We start from the raw sequence: 17,553 nt of genomic DNA, 5'->3' as shown, positions 1-17,553 counted from the left end.
CCTTATCGCCCAATAAAAGGCTTGACAAAAACGCCAGCCCCATTCTGCTCATAGAACGGCCGACGCACGATGATATTAACTAAAAACATCATCAATGCAAAAGGTTAATTTTCTCCTAACCCGCTAAATCCCGCGAGTCGCGACGAACTGAGTCGGTTTTCAACGCCTTAACGGAGTGGAAAACATGATGAATCGACTCGAATTTGCGGTGAACTTAGCGGGTGCCAAGGAACAAAATCCGTCCCATTCTGGTGCGATCAAACAGATAAAAAGCTGCAACGGGGATGATCACCGCGAGGATGGTCAGGTTCCATACGCCGAAATAGGGGCGCAGATAGTGGATCATCGGCACATGCAGGAACATGATGACCAGCGACATCCGCCCCAGCGCCACGAAGGGCCGCCATGCGACAAGCCGCATCAGCCAGCACAACGCCAATGACAGCGCGACCGCCAGCGGCAGGGTGACATAAGGCCGCGCGCCATAATCCCCATATTTCATGTTGAGCGGCGCAAGCGGGCCATAGATCAGCACCGCCGCGGCCGACACCGCAACACAGAGCAGCAGCAGCCAGTTGTCCCGTTCCACCGTCCGCCACAGCGCGCCGAGCCACAGGAAGGCGAGCGCAACCGGCGCGGCAATAATACCCAGCGGCGAAAAATTGCTCTCCCTGCCCCACCACACACCCAGCGCCGCCACCACCGCCATGCTCAGGACCCAGCGCCAGTCGCGCGCATCGGGCCACAGCTTGTAGAGCATCACCTGCGCCAGCCGCGCGATCATCAGGCACGGCACGAACCAGAACACCGTCAACGGCCCGTGCAGCGATGTGCCGCCCATCAGCCCCGCCTGCACGGCGCTGCCGAAGTCCCGGAACATCGGGCGGAACCCGCGCGACCATTCGATCAGCGGGTCTGCCGCCATCAGGCAGACGAGGAACGCGATATAGGGCACTCCCAGCGCGCGCCATTGCTTGACCGCGAAATCCCACAGCGGCGCTGGCTTCGCGACATAACCGGCCGCGATGAAGAAGAACGGCATGTGAAACGCGTAGATCGGATCGCGTACTTTTATGCTCGTCCACGCATGGCCGATCACCACCAGCACGATGCCCACGCCCTTGGCGGCATCCAGCCACGCCAGCCTGCCGCGCGCCCCCTTGTGCTCCATTGTGCTTGCCCCCGTGTCTCAACCTCTTATAGCATCGCCATCCCCGCCCCTCGCGCAAGAGACATCTGTGAAAACTCCCCTCATTTCCCCTTTGACCGAGCGCGTGCTGATGATCGACGGCGAGGCGATTGTCCTGGACAAGCCCGCCGGGCTGCCGGTCGATGCCCCGCGCGACGGATCGCTGAGCCTGGAGAACCATCTTGCCTCTTTGACATTCGGGTTTCAGCGCTGGCCGCTCGCCGTTCACCGGCTGGATCGGGATACGTCCGGCTGCCTGCTGCTGGCGCGCAACCCCAAGGCGCACAAGCGCTTTGCCGCCGCGTTCGAGGCCGGCACGGTCGAGAAGGTCTATGTCGCGGTGGTGGAGGGCGAACCGCAGGCGCGAGAGGGACTCATTGACCTGCCGCTGGCCAAGACCAGCAGTGCACAGCAGGGCTGGCGCATGGTCGCCGACCCCAAGGGCAAGGCGGCCCGCACCCGCTGGCGGCTGATCGCGGTGAAGCATGGCCGCTCGCTAATCGCCTGCTTCCCCGAAACCGGGCGCACGCATCAGATCCGCGTTCATCTGCGCGAGGGGCTTGGGTTGGGGATCATCGGCGATCCGATCTATGGCGCGGAGGCGATAGAGCCGGGTGTGCCGATGCTGCTCCATGCGCGGAGCATATCCATGCCCCGCACCGGCAAACCGCCGGTGGAGGCGACCGCGCCGCTGCCGGAACGGTTCGCTGCGGGGGATTTCACGGAAAGCTTGCTCAATGTCTGATCCAAAACAGGCAGCTTCGCTGCGTTTTGGATGTGCGGTACCAGCCCACTCCCCCTCCCAACCTCCCATAGGATACCATATCGGGAGGTTGGGAGGGGGAGTGGGCCGGAACCGCCGCCGACGGAACAGATAATGCCGGGCTTTGACCGAGAGAGCTACGTAATCCCGGCCGATGCGCTGGAAGAGCGCTTCATTACCGCGAGCGGGCCGGGCGGGCAGAATGTCAACAAGGTCGCGACCGCAGTGCAACTCCGCGTCCATGCCACCCGCCTCGGCCTGCCGCTCCATGCCTATCGCAAGCTGCGCGCGCTCGCCGGATCGCGCATGACGGCGGACGGCGTGCTGCTGATCCTCGCCCAGAATTATCGCACGCAGGATGCCAACCGGCAGGATGCCCGCGCCCGCCTCCTCGACCTGCTCGAAAAGGCGCATCAGCGCGACGCCCGGCGCATCCCCACCAAGCCGGGCAAGGCGGCGAAAGCGCGGCGCGTGGACGCCAAGAAAGCGCGGTCCTCGGTGAAGCAGGGGCGCGGCAGAGTGTCGTTCGATTGAAATGATAGAATAGAACGATTAGTGTCGCCCCTGTAATCTATAGGAGCGATAAGTGTCGGCCCACATTCCCACGCTCAAGCAACTGCATTATCTCGTCAGCCTCAAGGAGCAGGGCCATTTCGGCCGCGCGGCGGACAGCTGCTACGTCACGCAGTCCACGCTTTCTGCCGGTATCCGCGAACTCGAAAGCCTGATCGGTGTGACGCTGGTCGAGCGCACCCGCCGCGTAGTCCGCTTCACGGCGCTGGGTGACCGCATCGTCGAGAAAGCCTATCGCGTGCTGCGCGAGGCGGAGGAGCTAGCGGCACTGGCCCAGGCCTCGGGCAAGCCGCTGACCGGTGATCTGCGCATGAGCGTGATCCCCACCATCGCGCCATTCCTGCTGCCGCGCCTGCTGCCCCATCTGCGGCGCGAAAAGCCGGAACTGAAGCTCTATCTGCGCGAGGAGACCAGCCAGTCCGCGATGGAGTCGCTGCGCCACGGGCATGTCGATTGCGTGCTGATGGCCCTGCCCTATGCCACCGGCGAAGTGGAACACGCGCACCTGTTCGACGACCGGCTCTATGTCGCCTTCCCCAAGGACGATCCACGCGATCCGCCGCCCAGCATCCGCCCGGACATGATCGACGAAACGCGGCTGCTGCTGCTGGAGGACGGGCACTGCCTCAAGGACCACGCGCTCGCCGCCTGCAACCGGCCGGAGCTGCGCGCCGAGGCGACGATGATGGGCACTTCGCTGCACACCCTCGTGCAAATGGTGGACAATGGACTGGGCCTCACGATCCTGCCGGAAATGGCGATCAGCGGCGGAATATTGGAGCACACGCAAATCAGCGCCCGTCCCCTCTCCGCCGCCAACGCCGCGCGCGAAATCGCATTGGTGTGGCGCAAGGGCAGCCCGCGCGACAAGGAATTCAATATGTTGTCGGATATTTTGCGGAACCTGTCACAGAATGGCGGGGCCGCTTGAACGCTGCGCGGAATTAGGGGAATATGTCATCCCGGAAGCCGGTTTCCTCCAAATCCGGACGGATTTGAGTAGGAAATCGTGCTATCCGGGATCCAGCTATCCGGGCGCGGCATAGTGCAGCTGGATCCCGGATCAAGCATTGCCGCGAAAAAGCAAATGCTTTTCCGGGCAACGCTATGTCCGGGATGACGGGGGTAGCGTCTTAGCTGACAGGCCGATCAGCCCCAGCGATCCCTCGCGGCGTCGTCCTCGGCCCGCGCCTCCACCCATTCCGCGCGGCCGTCGTCAAACCGCTCCTTCTTCCAGAACGGCGCCGAGGTCTTGAGCCAGTCTATCAGGAAGGCACAGCTTTCGAGCGAGGCGGCCCGGTGCGCCGATGCGGTACCGACGAAGACGATGCGCTCTCCCGGCCTGAGTTCGCCCACCCTGTGGATCACCACTACACCGAGCAGCGGCCAGCGGCCCTGCGCCTCATCGACGATCCGCGCGATCTGCGCATCCGTCATCGCCGGATAATGGTCGAGCTGCATCGCCTGCAACCCGTCGCCACCGCGCACGATGCCAGTGAAGCTCGCCACCGCGCCGCCGCCCAAAGCTTCGAGCCGCGCGAGCTGGACGGCAGGGTCGAAATCCGCCTCGCCCACCGCGATATGCACGTCTGTCATCCGCCCGTCACCGGCGGGAAAAGCGCCAGCTCCTTGGCTTGGCCGAGCCGCGTATCGAGCGGCACGAACTGCTGGTCCAACGCCGCGCGCACTCGGTCCGTCTGTGCAAAGGCTTGCGCATAGCCTTCACCGCGTTCCGCCAGCCGAGCGATCAACTCGCTCACCGTCACCTCGGCGCCCGGATGGTCGATCGTCTCACCATCCTTCCCCACGCCCTCGCGCACCCAGGAGAAATAGAGAATATCCAGCGTAACCAATGCATTAATCCATATGCTTGAGGCCAACCCGCAGATAATCCCACCCGGTTAACAGCGTCAAGATCGCCGCCGCCCACAAGGTTAGCAGCCCGACCTGATGCACGAACGCCCATTGCGGCAATGCACCACCCAGTATCAGCGCCCCCAAGGCGATAAGCTGAAACGTCGTCTTCCACTTGGCGAGGCGCGACACCGGCATCGAAACCTGCAACCCCGCCAGAAACTCTCGCAGGCCGGACACCGCAATCTCGCGCAGCAATATCACCATCGCGGCGATAATATGAACGCCCTCGATGTCGTGCGTGGCGGTGAGCATCAGGATCACGGCGCCGACCATGATCTTGTCGGCAATCGGATCGAGGAACACGCCCAGCCGCGACACCGCGCCTTGCGCCCGCGCCAGATAGCCGTCGAAATAATCGGTGATGCCCATCAGGCAATACAGCAGAAACGCCAGGCTATAGCCCGTGCGCCACTCATGCCCCTGCTCCGCCGGCCAAAGCAACGCGACCAAAATCGGCACCGCAAAAATGCGCGAGAGCGTCAGCAGATTGGGCAGCGTCAACATGGCCTCCCGCCTGCCATAGCCCACATGCGCTGGCAAGTGTTCAGCGCCCGCTGTCCCCAAGTGACGCAGCTTTTAACGTCCATTCATTTTCCCTGTTGGACACGCCCCGGCGCACCCGCTAAAGCGCGGACCAATGACAACGACGGGATCAAACCGCCACATATGAAAGCCTCGCTGCGCCTGCTGACGAAGCGACGTTTCGCGCCGCTGTTCGTCACCCAGCTCTTGGGCGCCTTCAACGACAATCTGTTCAAGAATGCCATGGTGCTGTTCGTGGTGTTCACGGTCTATAGCGACCCCAAAGCGGAAACCTGGTTCAGCGCGCTGGCGACGGCGGCGGCGACGATGCCGTTCTTCCTGCTCTCCGCGCTGGCGGGCCAGCTGGCCGACCAGCGCGACAAGGCGGCAATCATCCGGCTGGTGAAGCTGGCGGAAATCCTGATCATGCTCGTCGGCGCGGCGGGGCTGGCGATGGCATGGATGGGCTATGCCGTGCAGGCGGTGGCTATCCCGCTGATGATGGCGGCAATGCTGGCTATGGGCGTCCACTCCACCTTCTTCGGGCCTATCAAATACGCGATTTTGCCGCAGCATCTGGAGGCGGACGAGATATTGGGCGGCACCGGCCTCGTCGAGGCGGGCACCTATATCGCGATCCTCGCAGGCACTATCCTCGCCGGGCTGATCGCGGTGGAGGTGGCGGCGGTCGCGGTGCTGGCCGTGGCTGTGCTGGGCTATATCAGCGGGCGCATGGTCCCGCCTGCGCCGCCGACTGGCGAGTGCGCCAAGCTCGATTTTCACATCGCGCGCGCCTCGATCCGGCTGGTGAGCGCGACCATGCACATCCCGCGCCTGTTCCTAGCCATCGTATCGATCAGCTTTTTCTGGACGATCGGCACCGTGCTGTTCATCCAGTTCCCGCCGCTGGTGAAGAATGTGTTGAGCGCCGACAAGGCAATCGCCAGCCTGTTCCTCGGCATCTTCTCGGTCGGCGTCGCGATTGGCTCCATCATCATCAACCGGCTCTTGCAGGGCAAGGTCTCGGCAAAATATGCGCCGTCATCGGTGCTGGCGATGGGCGGCTTCGTAATCGCGTTCCACATCATCTGCCGCCTGTGGGACAGCGGGGTGCCCGCGGGCCATTTCATGTCGATGCACGATTTCCTCGCTCATGAATATGCGTTCGCGCTGGTGCTGTCACTGCTCGGCATCGCGGTCTCCGGCGGCATGTTCGTTGTGCCGCTCTATGCCTTCCTCACCACCACGGTCGACACGTCTCAGGCCGCGCGCACGGTCGCCGCGAACAATATCGTCAATGCAGGCGCGATGGTCGTGGGTGCGGTCATCACGCTGGGCATGAGCGCGGCCGGCGTGGGTGTCGTCAACCAGCTGCTGTTCACCGCCTCGATGACTTTGCTCTCCGCCTGGCTGGCGCAGAAGCTGCATCTGGCGTGTGATTGATCTTGCCGAAATCCGAAACGCCGCAAAGCGACCTGTTCCGGATCAAATTGTCACACAATAAAGCTGTAGGTCGCCACGAAGAACGCGGCGAAGCTGGTCACGAACAGCTTGATGTCCTCGTTGTTGCGCTTGGCCGGGTCGGGCAGCGGCTTCAGCACATCCGGCGGCAGGGTCTGCCGGAACGGATGCCGGGCGCATTCGCTGGTGAGGACAAGGGCACGGCGCTTCATGCCCCTGGGTTAACGCTTTGTTTACTCGTGTAAAAGGTAAATAGATGGTTAAAATGCAACTGTCCCCTTATGGGGCGTTAACCCTGTTGCGTCACTCCTCGTTTCGGTGAAAATGGAACACCGTGGCCGGCGGAATATTGAGCAACACACGGCCCGCCGGCACCGCCTCCAGCCCGGCCTGCTCCAGCACCGGGCGGCTCACGGGCGACAGGGCGGAATAGGTGAACTGCACGAAAACGCCGCCGGGCATCAGCAGGCGGAACGCATCCTCCAGGATCGCGCGCTGCGTCTGCTGGTTGAAGGCGAGCATCGGCAGGCCGCTCACGACGCGCTGATAGCTGCCCGCCTCGCCCGCAACATGCGCGCTGATCGTCTCGGCGCGGTGCCGCAAAATGCTGACATCGGGAAACTGCCGCTCCAGCGCATGAGCGAACATCGGGTTGATCTCCGCCACCTCGAGCTGATCGGCGGGCAATCCGGTGGACAGGATAGCGCGGGTGAAGGCGCCCGTGCCCCCGCCCAGCTCCAGCACGCGGCCGCCTTCGGGGTCTATGCCGCGCACCATTTCGCGCGCGAGGAAGCGACTGGAGGGCACGATTGCCGCCGTCTGCCTCGGCTTGCGCAACCAACCCTTGAAAAATTCGATATTCTCGCGCGCCGCCTCGGCGAAATCGGCTCTCTTGGGCAGAGCAAGTGTGCGCGCGGGCTTGGGTCCGGGGTTCATCTGGGTGCGGTTCTCTTTGCGCCGGTCATAATGTGCGTTCTTGTGGCGGCGATGCGCGCGGAACACAAGATGCTTGCGCGAATTACTGCGAAAGACGGCTGGCGGCGTCGCGGGTCGATTGATAGCATGGCGCGCAACCAAGGAGCATACCGATGCGCATACCCATCCTTCTCACTTTGGCGACGCTGATGTCGCTCGGCGCCTGCTCGCCCGGCGAAAAGGAGCAGAACGCGCAGGCAGACAACGATATGATCCTCGAAGACAATATGGCGCAGGTCCCCGAAGCCCCGGCAAACGGCATCGCGAACGGGGCAGCGGATCGCGCCGACGCACCGCCGGCCATCGCGCAGGACAGCGCCACCGCCATCCCCCCTGCCCTGCGTGGGCGCTGGGGCATGGTGCCGAAGGACTGCACCAGCCTGCATGGCGACGCGAAGGGCCTGCTCGAAATCTCGGCCACCGACCTGACGTTTTACGAATCGCGCGGCACCCTCAAGGCGCTGACAGAGCGCGAGCCGACGCGGATCAAGGGCCGGTTTACGTTCAACGGCGAAGGCATGACCTGGCAGTCGACGATCACCCTCACCGTGCAGGACAACGGCCAGACCCTGATCCGGCAGGAAGACCCGGATGACGGCCCGCCCGGCACCTATCGCTACGCACGCTGCAAGGCCTGATCGCGCATCCTTCGCTTGCCAAACGGGGCAAAGCGTGGCTACCGATGCGCCCATCTGACGTCTCAATGCAGGAGCCTGCTTTCATGTCCTACGAAACCCTTCTCGTCGAACAGCGTGGCGCCGTCACGCTCATCACCCTCAATCGCCCGCAGGCATTGAATGCCCTGAATACGCAGGTTCTGGCGGATATGAAGGCCGCGCTCGCCGCCTATGATGCCGACCCGACCCAGCATTGCGCGGTTGTGACCGGCAGCGAAAAGGCCTTTGCCGCCGGGGCGGACATCAAGCAGATGGCGGACAAGGAAGCTGCGGACTTCTTCCTGGAGGATTTCTTCTCCGGCTGGACCAGCCATGTCGCCGCCACACGCAAGCCGTGGATCGCCGCCGTGGCGGGCTTTGCGCTCGGCGGCGGGTGCGAGCTCGCGATGATGGCGGATTTCATCATTGCTGCCGACACAGCCAAGTTCGGTCAGCCCGAGATCAAGCTCGGCGTCGCGCCCGGCATGGGCGGGTCACAGCGGCTGGCCCGCGCCGTCGGCAAGGCAAAGGCGATGGAGATGTGCCTCACCGGGCGGATGATGGACGCCACCGAGGCGGAAAGCGCAGGCCTTGTTGCGCGCGTGGTCCCCGCCGCCGATCTGCTGGATGAAGCGCTGAAGACCGCCGCCACCATCGCCGCCATGCCGCCGATGGCCGCGATGATTAACAAGGAAATGGTCAACCTCGCGTTCGAGACGACGCTGGCGCAGGGGCTACTCAGCGAGCGTCGCAGCTTCCAGATCCTCACCGCGACCGAGGACAAGAAGGAAGGCATGGCCGCCTTTGTCGAGAAGCGCCCCGGCGTCTGGAAGGGGCGCTGAGCGCATGAGCGCGGCGGGGGCAGGCGCGCGGGCAGGCAGAGACGCCAGCGCCCGCTCCCGCCTGCTCTCCATCCTCGGCGGCTCGGCGGGCAATCTTGTCGAATGGTATGACTGGTACGCCTACGCCGCCTTCACCCTCTACTTCGCGCCGGTCTTCTTTCCCGCGCAGGATCAGACCGCCCAGCTGCTGAGTGCGGGCGCGATCTTCGCCGTCGGCTTCCTGATGCGCCCCATCGGCGCGTGGATCATGGGCGTCTATGCCGACCGGCGCGGCCGCAAGGCGGGGCTTACCCTCTCGATCCTGATGATGAGCGCCGGTTCGCTGCTGATCGCGATCACGCCCGGCTATGACGCGATAGGGGTCGCTGCGCCCGCCCTGCTGGTGGTAGCGCGGCTGATCCAGGGCCTCTCCGTCGGCGGCGAATATGGCGCGAGCGCGACCTATCTCTCCGAAATGGCGGGGGCACAGCGGCGCGGCTTCTGGTCCAGCTTTCAATATGTCACGCTGATCATGGGTCAGCTTGTCGCGCTGGCGCTGTTGCTGCTGCTTCAGGCGAGCATGAGCGAGGCGGCGCTCGAAAGCTGGGGCTGGCGCATACCCTTTGGCGTGGGCGCGGTGCTGGCGCTCGTCGTGCTGGTGCTGCGTAGACGCCTGCTGGAGACGGAGAACTATCTCACTGCCGCCGCCAAGGAAGATGCGCCCCGCTCCGGCGTGCTGGTGCTGCTCAAACAGCATCCCGGCGCGGCGGGGCTGGTGGTGGCATTGACCGCAGGCGGCACGCTCGCTTTCTATACCTACTCCACCTATATGCAGAAATATCTCGTCAATTCAGCGGGTTTTGACCGGCAGCAGGCGAGCTGGATCATGGCCGGGGCGCTGTTCCTGTTCATGGCGCTGCAACCTGCTTTTGGTGCACTGTCTGACCGGATCGGCAGAAAACCGCTGATGATCGGCTTCGGGCTCGCGGGCACGATCGGCACGGTGCCTCTGTTCCGCGCGCTCGAACAGGCGCATGATCCGATCAGCGCCTTCGCCCTCGTGATGGCGGCGCTCATTGCGGTGAGCGGCTACACCTCGATCAACGCGGTGGTGAAGGCAGAGCTGTTCCCCGCCCACATCCGCGCGCTCGGCGTCGCCCTGCCCTACGCCATCGCCAACGCGCTGTTCGGCGGCAGCGCCGAATATGTCGCGCTCCAGCTCAAGACATGGGGCGTGGAGGGCTGGTTTTACTGGTATGTCTCGGCGCTTTGCGGCGTATCGCTACTCACTTACATTTTGATGAGCGAGACGAAGGTGGCGAGCCTGATTGATCGGGATTTGGGGGAAAGGTAACGACCCTACCTCTCCGTCACCCCGGGCTTGACCCGGGGTCCCGCTGTTCTTTCAGGCCAGCAGATCGAACAGATCGCGCCATTCCGGATTACCGCGTTCGATCAGGTCGAACTTCCACTGACGCCGCCAGCGCTTGATACGCTTCTCCTGCGCAATGCAACTCACGATATCTTCGCCATGCGCCGCCCATACCAACCGAGATAGGCCATATTTTGCGCAGAAATAGGAGCCGGTGCCGCTTCGATGCTGGTAAATGCGCGCCGGGAGATCGGATGTGACACCCACATACAGAGTGCCGCGATAGCGGTCCGCCATCATATAGACCCATCCGCCCTGTTTCGTGTCCCGCATCGTCGGAACATCAAAAAAGCGGGACCCCGGGTCAAGCCCGGGGTGACGAAGAAGGAGATGTCCGCAATATTGTCGTCACAAGTCGGTCCGAAGGGGCTGATATGTAAGAGGTGAGCTGCCTAATCCTCACCGTCACCCCGGGCTTGACCCGGGGTCCCGCTGTTCTTTCAGGCCAGCAGATCGAACAGATCGCGCCATTCCGGATTACCGCGTTCGATCAGGTCGAACTTCCACTGACGCCGCCAGCGCTTGATACGCTTCTCCTGCGCAATGCAACTCAGGATATCATCGCCATGCTCCGCCCATACCAACCGAGTTGGTCCATATTTTACGCAGAAGTCGGAGTCAGTGCCGGTTCGATGCTGGTAAATGCGCGCCGGGAGATCGGATGTGACGCCCACATACAGAGTGCCGCGATAGCGGTCCGCCATCATATAGACCCATCCGCCCTGTTTCGTGTGACGCATCGTCGGAACATCAAAAAAGCGGGACCCCGGGTCAAGCCCGGGGTGACGAAGGAGGGGATGTCCGCAATATTGTCGTCACAAGTCGGTCCGAAGGGGCTGATATGTAAGAGGTGAGCTGCCTAATCCTCACCGTCACCCCGGGCTTGACCCGGGGTCCCGCTGTTCTTTCAGGCCAGCAGATCGAACAAATCGCGCCATTCCGGATTGCCGCGCTCGATCAGGTCGAACTTCCACTGACGCCGCCAGCGCTTGATACGCTTCTCCTGCGCAATGCAACTCAGGATATCTTCGCCATGCACCGCCCATACCAACCGAGATAGGCCATATTTTGCGCAGAAGTCGGAGCCGGTGCCGCTTCGATGCTGGTAAATGCGCGCCGGGAGATCGGATGTGACGCCCACATACAGAGTGCCGCGATAGCGGTCCGCCATCATATAGACCCATCCGCCCTGTTTCGTGTCCCGCATCGTCGGAACATCAAAAAAGCGGGACCCCGGGTCAAGCCCGGGGCGACGACGGAGGGGATGTCCGCAATGTCGTCGCCCCCCAGCAGTCCGCATTCACTATCCCCCCAAAACCTCCCCCACCCACTGCGGCACCAGTTCCCCCGCCCTGCCCATCCTGCTCTCGCTGAAATACACGCTGCCCGCCGAAGGATCGAGGTTCAGCTCCAGCGTGTCGGCCCCAACATAGCGGGCGGTCTGGACGAAACCGGCGGCGGGATAGACCGCGCCTGAGGTGCCGATCGAGACGAACAGGTCGCAATTGCGCAGCGCCGCGTCGATCAGCTCCATCTGATAGGGCATTTCGCCGAAGAACACGATGTCGGGCCGGAGCGCACTACACCCACAGGCGGGGCAGGCACTACCCGGCGGCAGGCTCTCCGCCCATCGTCCGCTCTCGCCGCAGTGCGCGCACAGGGCGGACAATAGCTCCCCATGCATGTGCAGCACCTGGCTGCACCCTGCCCGCTCGTGCAGATCATCGACATTCTGCGTGACGAGCAACAGCTCGCCGCTCCATTCCCGCTCCAGCCGGGCCAGCGCCGCATGCGCCGGGTTGGGCTTTACCTCGGCCAGCTTTGCCCGCCGCTCATCATAAAAGCGGTGGACCAGCGCCGGGTTGCGCGCCAGCGCCTCTGGCGTGCACACGTCCTCTACCCGCTGCCCCTCCCACAGCCCATCCGGCCCGCGAAAGGTGGCAAGCCCGCTCTCGGCGGAAATTCCCGCGCCTGTGAGGATGACAATCGAGCGATAGTCTGGCATCCGCGTGTCCTACTTCTGATTCAAAATTCGCTTTACCGCGAATTTTGAGAGCCGCACCAGCCCTCTCCCCCTCCCAACCTCTCATAGGATACCATATCGGGAGGTTGGGAGGGGGAGAGGGCCGGGACCGACCCCTGAAATTCCGCAACAACGGAATTTCAGATCAGAAACTGATGCAGCGCGAAGGGGAAGGACGCAAGCCATGACGGCCATCGGGATCATCGGGTGCAACGGACGCATGGGCCGGGCCATCCGCGCGGAGCTGGAGGCGAAGGGCCTTCCTTATGCCGGCGGTGTGGACAAGGGCGAAGGCGATCTTTCCGCGCTGATCCAGCACAGCGACGTACTGATCGATTTCTCCACGCCCGCCGCGCTCAAGGAAACGCTGGAGGACTGCATGCTGGCGAAGAAGCCCGTCGTCATCGGCACCACCGGGCTGGAGGAGGCGCATCATCACCTGATCGACGCCGCCTCCCACGCCATCCCCGTACTCCAGACCGGCAATATGTCTTTGGGCGTCAACCTGCTCGCCGCTTTGGTGGAGGATGCCGCGCGCAGGCTGGGGGACGACTGGGACATCGAGATTGTCGAGATGCATCATCGCCACAAGGTCGATGCGCCGTCCGGCACCGCGCTCCTGCTGGGCGAGGCGGCGGCGCGCGGTCGGGGGATCGCGCTGGCCGAGCATAAGGAAAGCGGGCGCGACGGGATTATCGGCGCGCGGGCACGCGGGGCGATCGGCTTTGCGGCGCTGCGCGGCGGCTCGGTGGCGGGGGATCATCAGGTGATCTTCGCGACTGACGACGAGCGAATCGAGATCGGCCATCGCGCCGAAAACCGCGCCATCTTCGCGCGTGGAGCGGTGAAGGCGGCGCTGTGGCTTGGGGCGCAAGGCGCGGGTCGCTATGACATGAAAAATGTTTTAGGTTTGTAATATAACCCAATGAAAAAGGCTGATATATTCGAGTTTTACCGAAGGCTGGCGGAGCTGAACCCCGATCCGCGCACCGAACTAGACTATGGCAATGACTATCAGCTGCTGGTCGCCGTGGTGCTGTCCGCGCAGGCGACTGACGTCGGCGTCAACAAGGCCACCCGCGCCCTCTTCCGTGACGTCAAAACCCCCGCGCAGATGGTCGCGCTCGGTGAGGAGGGGTTGAAGCAGCACATCAAGACCATCGGCCTGTTCAACGCCAAGGCGAAGAACGTGATCACGCTTTCGGAAATCCTCGTGCGCGATTTCGGCGGGCAGGTTCCGCAAGACCGGGACGTGCTCACCGCCCTGCCCGGAGTCGGGCGGAAAACCGCCAATGTCGTGATGAACACCGCCTACGGCGCGGAGACCTTCGCGGTCGACACCCATATTTTCCGTGTTGGAAACCGCACCGGCCTGGCGCCGGGCAAAACGCCTCTCCATGTGGAAAAAGCCCTGGAGAAAAGCACCCCCGCCCCCTTCCGCCGCGATGCGCACCACTGGCTGATCCTGCACGGCCGCTATATCTGCAAGGCGCGGCGCCCCGAATGCTGGCGCTGCCCGGTTGCGGACCTTTGTCGGTTCAAGCCCAAGACCCCCGCGCCAGCCTGACTCAGTTGTCATCTGCCGTTCATTCGGCACATGATAAGCTGCCTGCCAAGGAAAGGAGCCTGCCATGCAAAAATCTGCCTATGCCCGATCAGCCGCGGCCCTGCTCATCGCCGCCACGCTCGCCAGCCCCGCCATCGCCAGGGAAAAGAAGCCCGACAATCTCGTTGCCGTCGGCGAGCCGATCGACTGCATCAATCCGCGCCTCATCCGCAGCACCCATGTGCGTGATGACCAGACGATCGACTTCGAGATGAGCGGCAACACGATCTATCGCAACACCCTGCCTTATAAATGCTCCGGCCTCGGCTTCGAGGAACGCTTCGCCTATAAGCTCTCCACCAATCAGCTGTGCTCGGTCGACATCATCACCGTGCTGCAATCCTTCGGCGGTGGGTTGAGCCAGGGGCCAAGCTGCGGTCTCGGCAAGTTCCAGAAGATGGAAAAGCCGAAGAAATAGCGGCTTTCATCCTTGAGCGATAAAAAGCGCGGGCGGGGCGCAGTTGCGGCTGGCGCTTGGCCCCGCGCTTTGCTAAGCGCCCCCAAGCACCGGCTTACAAGCACCCATAGCTCAGCTGGATAGAGCGCTGCCCTCCGAAGGCAGAGGCCAGAGGTTCGAATCCTCTTGGGTGCGCCATTTTCTGTTCTGTCCAGTGATGCGGTTGTCTCACACCTCTGGCAGCTGCTGTTCCATAAACCCCCAGCCTTTCAACGTTGCGCTTCCCGCCCGGCGGAGCAGTTCGTCCGCGTCCCTGTTCGTATAGCGCGCCGGGCTCTTGATATCGCGCAGCTCCTCCCACCCCACGGGCGCAGCCACGGGTGCACCCGCGCGGGCGCGGGCCGAATAGGGCACCACCGCGGTTGATCCGCGCTGGTTGCGTAGCCAGTCGATAAAGATCCGCCCTTTCCTCTTCGCCTTGCTCATGGTGGCGACGAAGCGATCCGGCTCGGCCATGCTCAGCGCGTCGGCGAAACGACGGGAGAAATCCTTGTGCGCCTCCCAGCCATGGCCGGGGATGAGTGGCACGATGACATGCACGCCCTTGCCGCCGGAGAGCAGCGCGAAACTGACGAGGCCGATGTCGGACAGATGCTGGCGCAGATCGAACGCGGCCCTTTTTACTTCCTCAAAGCCTAGACCCTCGTCGGGATCGAGATCGAAGATCATCCGGTCCGGCTGCTCTACATCGGCAACATGCGCGCCCCAGCCGTGGAACTCGATCGTGCCCATCTGCACGCAGGCGAGGATGCCGTCTGCCTCCTCGACATAGAGATAGTCCTCTGCCCCGCCATCCTTCTCGGTGATGGCCACATGCCGCACGCTCTCGCCGAAGCTGCCGCTGTCGTGCTTCTGGAAGAAGCATTTCTTCCCTCTCCCCTGCGGACAGCGCATCAGGCTGATCGGGCGACGGGCAACATGGGGCAGCATGATCGGCGCGACAGCCTGATAATATTGCGCGAGGTCGCCCTTGGTGAGCTTGCCGTCGGGAAAGATAAGGCGCTCAGGGTGTGTGATCGTGATCGCCGTGGCGGGCGCTTTCGCCTTCGGAGCGGGAGACGGAGTTTCCGGTGTCACGTCCTTTGCCTCCTTGTCGGCACGCAGGCCGAGAAACGAACCATGCCGTACCCTACCCTCGGCCGTAAAGGTGGCGAAGGCGACTTCGGCCACCAGCTCCGGCCTGACCCAGCGGGCGTGGCGGATTTCCGCTCGCGGCGCCTCGACAACGGCTTCGTCGGCAGCCAGAGGCCCGAGCTGGATAGCCAGTTCTTTCATCGCCGCATCGTCGAAACCGGTGCCGACCTTGCCCTTGTACACAAGACCGCCCGCCTCGTTCTGCGCGAGCAACAACGAGGCGAAAGCCCTGCCCTTCGCCTTGCTCGGCTGCCAGCCGACGATGACGAACTCCTGCCGCAGCGTGCATTTAACCTTGAGCCACTCGCGCGTGCGCCTGCCGCGATAGGGCGCTGCGGCGCGTTTGGCGATGATACCCTCCTGCCCCGCCTTGCACATCCCTGCATACAGCTTTTCGCCCGCGCCGATGACGTGATCGGCGACATGGACCGGCGGCTGCGCGGCGGCGAGCAGCGAAGCCAACCGCTCTTTGCGCTCAAGATTGCCAAGGCCGCTCAAATCCTCGCCGTTCAATTCCAGCAGGTCGAACGCATGATAATCGAGCCGCTGGCCCTCGCCCTGCTCGCCATGGCCGCGCTTCAGCATATCCTGCAGGGCAGCAAAACTCGGGTTGCCGTCCGCCCCGGGGGCGGTGATCTCGCCGTCGATGAGGCAGGAGGGCAGATCGAGGGTGGCAATCGCATCGCGCAGCGGCACGAATTTGTCGGTCCAGTCCTGCCCGGTGCGGGTGTAGATTGTCACGGCGTCGCCGCTCGCCGCCACCAGCGCGCGATAGCCATCGAACTTGATCTCATGGAACCAGTCGTTTCCCGAAGGCACAGAGTCCACCAGCGTCGCGAGCTGCACTGCGCGGAATGCGGGCGGCTTGGCGCTTCCTTTGGCCTTGGTGCGGCGTGAGACCTTAAGATTATGCCGCGCCGTCGTGGCCATTGCCTTTGCGAAAGCGTCCCCGCTCTTGCCCGCGAGCGAACTCACCCCGCCGTCGTCATGCGCTATCTCGCTCATCGTGCGTCCGGTCAGCACGCTCGTCAGCTGCTGATTCACCAGATCGTCAGCGCCTCCGGAATGGGCGTCCTCAACCTTGCGCAGCAGCCAGTTTTCGCGCTTCTCGCCCTTGCGGCCCTTCATGCGGACAAGCAGCCATTCGCCTTTCATCCGCTCACCATCGAGTGTGAAGTGAAGATGCCCCTTCTCGATATCCTTCGCGCTCTTGCCTGCAACCGGCGCCCATGTGCCCCTGTCCCACAGCATCACGGTGCCGCCACCATATTCGCCCTTGGGGATGCTGCCCTCAAACTCGGCGTAGGAGAGCGGATGATCCTCGGTACGCACGGCCAGACGCTTGTCAGCCGGATCGAGGCTTGGCCCGCGCGTCACCGCCCAGCTCTTGAGCACGCCATCGACCTCCAGCCGGAAATCGTAATGCAGCCGCGTCGCGTCATGCTTCTGGACGATGAAGCGGTTGCCCCCGCCCTTCTCCTTGCGGCCCGCAGGCTCGCGCGTGCGCGTGAAGTCGCGCTTGGCGTTGTATTCTGCAAGGTCCTTAGCCATGGTCAGCCGGCTCGTTCTTGCGCGGGAGATACCGCTCCGCCACTCGCACAACCACCAGCAGCACAAGCGCCGTCAGCCCGCCCAGCAGCACCAGCGGATATTGGCCCGCCCCGCTGGCGATGCCCACCATCGCCGTCAGCCAGACATGCGTGGCCGAGGTGAGGTTCCGCACGTCTCCACCTCGCACGATGATGATACCCGCGGCGATGATGCCGATTGCAGCCGTAGTCGCCTCGAACATGCGTAGCGGATCGATCGAAGACTCTTCCCCGCCGAGCTGATGGTAGAGCAGAATGGAGGAAACCGTCATCATCGCCGACGTCAGCGCGATCATGCCATGGGTGCGCAGCCCGGCGGCATGGCCGCGCACTTCCCGGTCGAACCCGAGAATCAGCCCCGCCAAAGTGGCGACGCCGAGGCGCAGCGCGATCTCCGCATCCGGCCATTCGAACTGCATGGGCGGATTGAGCTCC

Annotated in this window: 22 protein-coding genes and 1 tRNA gene; 11 read left to right on the top strand and 12 right to left on the bottom strand. The window is 63.4% G+C overall.

Going from position 1 to position 17,553, the window contains the following annotated elements:
* Positions 1-214: 214 nt before the first annotated feature.
* Positions 215-1,171, bottom strand: coding sequence for an acyltransferase family protein (locus tag OOT33_RS03375; protein ID WP_307748602.1), 957 nt, complete (start codon positions 1,169-1,171; stop codon positions 215-217).
* Positions 1,172-1,253: 82 nt separating this feature from the next.
* On the opposite strand from OOT33_RS03375, the gene OOT33_RS03370 reads away from it, so the two are divergent.
* From OOT33_RS03370 to OOT33_RS03360, 3 genes are all read left to right on the top strand, one after another.
* Positions 1,254-1,934 (top strand): pseudouridine synthase, encoded by a 681-nt coding sequence (locus tag OOT33_RS03370; protein ID WP_307749279.1) that lies wholly within the window; start codon positions 1,254-1,256, stop codon positions 1,932-1,934.
* A 132-nt stretch (positions 1,935-2,066) separates the two neighbouring features.
* The gene (arfB, locus tag OOT33_RS03365) at positions 2,067-2,486 is read left to right on the top strand and encodes an alternative ribosome rescue aminoacyl-tRNA hydrolase ArfB (RefSeq protein WP_307748600.1); all 420 of its coding nucleotides are present in this window, start codon (positions 2,067-2,069) and stop codon (positions 2,484-2,486) included.
* 52 nt (positions 2,487-2,538) lie between these two features.
* Positions 2,539-3,456 (top strand): LysR substrate-binding domain-containing protein, encoded by a 918-nt coding sequence (locus OOT33_RS03360; RefSeq protein WP_307748599.1) that lies wholly within the window; start codon positions 2,539-2,541, stop codon positions 3,454-3,456.
* Between the two features lie 218 nt (positions 3,457-3,674).
* Here OOT33_RS03360 and OOT33_RS03355 read toward each other — a convergent pair whose 3' ends face one another.
* Genes OOT33_RS03355 through pgsA form a run of 3 tightly spaced genes read right to left on the bottom strand, consistent with a single transcriptional unit; the run spans position 3,675 to position 4,946 of the window.
* Entirely contained in the window at positions 3,675-4,121 is a 447-nt protein-coding gene (locus tag OOT33_RS03355) for a molybdenum cofactor biosynthesis protein MoaE (RefSeq protein ID WP_307748597.1), read from the bottom strand.
* Entirely contained in the window at positions 4,118-4,378 is a 261-nt protein-coding gene (locus tag OOT33_RS03350) for a MoaD/ThiS family protein (RefSeq protein WP_307748595.1), read from the bottom strand. The genes OOT33_RS03355 and OOT33_RS03350 overlap by 4 nt, the downstream gene beginning before the upstream one ends.
* A gap of 4 nt (positions 4,379-4,382) precedes the next feature.
* Entirely contained in the window at positions 4,383-4,946 is a 564-nt protein-coding gene (pgsA, locus tag OOT33_RS03345; protein WP_307748593.1) for a CDP-diacylglycerol--glycerol-3-phosphate 3-phosphatidyltransferase, read from the bottom strand.
* 162 nt (positions 4,947-5,108) lie between these two features.
* Between pgsA and OOT33_RS03340 the strand changes: the two genes are divergently transcribed.
* Positions 5,109-6,407 (top strand): MFS transporter, encoded by a 1,299-nt coding sequence (locus tag OOT33_RS03340; protein ID WP_307748592.1) that lies wholly within the window; start codon positions 5,109-5,111, stop codon positions 6,405-6,407.
* Positions 6,408-6,457: 50 nt separating this feature from the next.
* Here OOT33_RS03340 and OOT33_RS03335 read toward each other — a convergent pair whose 3' ends face one another.
* Together OOT33_RS03335 and OOT33_RS03330 are read right to left on the bottom strand one after the other, a co-directional pair.
* Entirely contained in the window at positions 6,458-6,637 is a 180-nt protein-coding gene (locus OOT33_RS03335) for a hypothetical protein (RefSeq protein WP_307748590.1), read from the bottom strand.
* 91 nt (positions 6,638-6,728) lie between these two features.
* Complete coding sequence (locus tag OOT33_RS03330) at positions 6,729-7,361, bottom strand: methyltransferase domain-containing protein (RefSeq protein WP_307748589.1); 633 nt, start codon at positions 7,359-7,361, stop codon at positions 6,729-6,731.
* 152 nt (positions 7,362-7,513) lie between these two features.
* Here OOT33_RS03330 and OOT33_RS03325 point away from each other — a divergent pair, with 152 nt between their 5' ends.
* From OOT33_RS03325 to OOT33_RS03315, 3 genes are all read left to right on the top strand, one after another.
* Positions 7,514-8,038: a hypothetical protein gene (locus OOT33_RS03325; protein ID WP_307748588.1), complete on the top strand. Its 525-nt coding sequence runs from the start codon at positions 7,514-7,516 to the stop codon at positions 8,036-8,038.
* 83 nt (positions 8,039-8,121) lie between these two features.
* Positions 8,122-8,898, top strand: coding sequence for an enoyl-CoA hydratase-related protein (locus tag OOT33_RS03320; protein ID WP_307748587.1), 777 nt, complete (start codon positions 8,122-8,124; stop codon positions 8,896-8,898).
* Positions 8,899-8,902: 4 nt separating this feature from the next.
* Complete coding sequence (locus OOT33_RS03315; RefSeq protein WP_307748585.1) at positions 8,903-10,231, top strand: MFS transporter; 1,329 nt, start codon at positions 8,903-8,905, stop codon at positions 10,229-10,231.
* Between the two features lie 51 nt (positions 10,232-10,282).
* Here the strand turns inward: OOT33_RS03315 and OOT33_RS03310 are convergent, their stop codons facing one another.
* The 4 genes from OOT33_RS03310 to OOT33_RS03295 form a co-directional block, all read right to left on the bottom strand.
* Entirely contained in the window at positions 10,283-10,582 is a 300-nt protein-coding gene (locus tag OOT33_RS03310; protein ID WP_307748584.1) for a GIY-YIG nuclease family protein, read from the bottom strand.
* A 167-nt stretch (positions 10,583-10,749) separates the two neighbouring features.
* Positions 10,750-11,049: a GIY-YIG nuclease family protein gene (locus tag OOT33_RS03305; protein WP_307748583.1), complete on the bottom strand. Its 300-nt coding sequence runs from the start codon at positions 11,047-11,049 to the stop codon at positions 10,750-10,752.
* A gap of 167 nt (positions 11,050-11,216) precedes the next feature.
* The gene (locus OOT33_RS03300; RefSeq protein ID WP_307748582.1) at positions 11,217-11,516 is read right to left on the bottom strand and encodes a GIY-YIG nuclease family protein; all 300 of its coding nucleotides are present in this window, start codon (positions 11,514-11,516) and stop codon (positions 11,217-11,219) included.
* Positions 11,517-11,612: 96 nt separating this feature from the next.
* On the bottom strand, positions 11,613-12,314 hold the full coding sequence (locus tag OOT33_RS03295) for a Sir2 family NAD-dependent protein deacetylase (protein ID WP_307748581.1): 702 nt from the start codon (positions 12,312-12,314) through the stop codon (positions 11,613-11,615).
* A gap of 202 nt (positions 12,315-12,516) precedes the next feature.
* Between OOT33_RS03295 and dapB the strand changes: the two genes are divergently transcribed.
* From dapB to OOT33_RS03275, 4 genes are all read left to right on the top strand, one after another.
* Entirely contained in the window at positions 12,517-13,248 is a 732-nt protein-coding gene (gene dapB, locus OOT33_RS03290) for a 4-hydroxy-tetrahydrodipicolinate reductase (RefSeq protein ID WP_307748580.1), read from the top strand.
* 9 nt (positions 13,249-13,257) lie between these two features.
* Positions 13,258-13,899: an endonuclease III gene (gene nth, locus OOT33_RS03285; RefSeq protein ID WP_307748579.1), complete on the top strand. Its 642-nt coding sequence runs from the start codon at positions 13,258-13,260 to the stop codon at positions 13,897-13,899.
* A 64-nt stretch (positions 13,900-13,963) separates the two neighbouring features.
* Entirely contained in the window at positions 13,964-14,356 is a 393-nt protein-coding gene (locus OOT33_RS03280) for a hypothetical protein (protein WP_307748578.1), read from the top strand.
* 100 nt (positions 14,357-14,456) lie between these two features.
* Positions 14,457-14,533, top strand: a tRNA-Arg gene (locus tag OOT33_RS03275).
* A 30-nt stretch (positions 14,534-14,563) separates the two neighbouring features.
* Here the strand turns inward: OOT33_RS03275 and ligD are convergent.
* A complete protein-coding gene (ligD, locus tag OOT33_RS03270) occupies positions 14,564-17,080 on the bottom strand; it encodes a DNA ligase D (RefSeq protein WP_307748577.1) in 2,517 nt (838 codons plus the stop codon).
* On the bottom strand, positions 17,073-17,537 hold the full coding sequence (locus tag OOT33_RS03265) for an MgtC/SapB family protein (RefSeq protein WP_307748576.1): 465 nt from the start codon (positions 17,535-17,537) through the stop codon (positions 17,073-17,075). The genes ligD and OOT33_RS03265 overlap by 8 nt, the downstream gene beginning before the upstream one ends.
* Between the last annotated feature and the right edge of the window lie 16 nt (positions 17,538-17,553).

The sequence above is a fragment of the Sphingobium sp. DEHP117 genome, from assembly GCF_030867385.1.
GTDB lineage: Bacteria > Pseudomonadota > Alphaproteobacteria > Sphingomonadales > Sphingomonadaceae > Sphingobium.
Note: the sequence above shows the minus strand (reverse complement) of the source record. Positions and strands in the feature narration are given on the sequence as shown.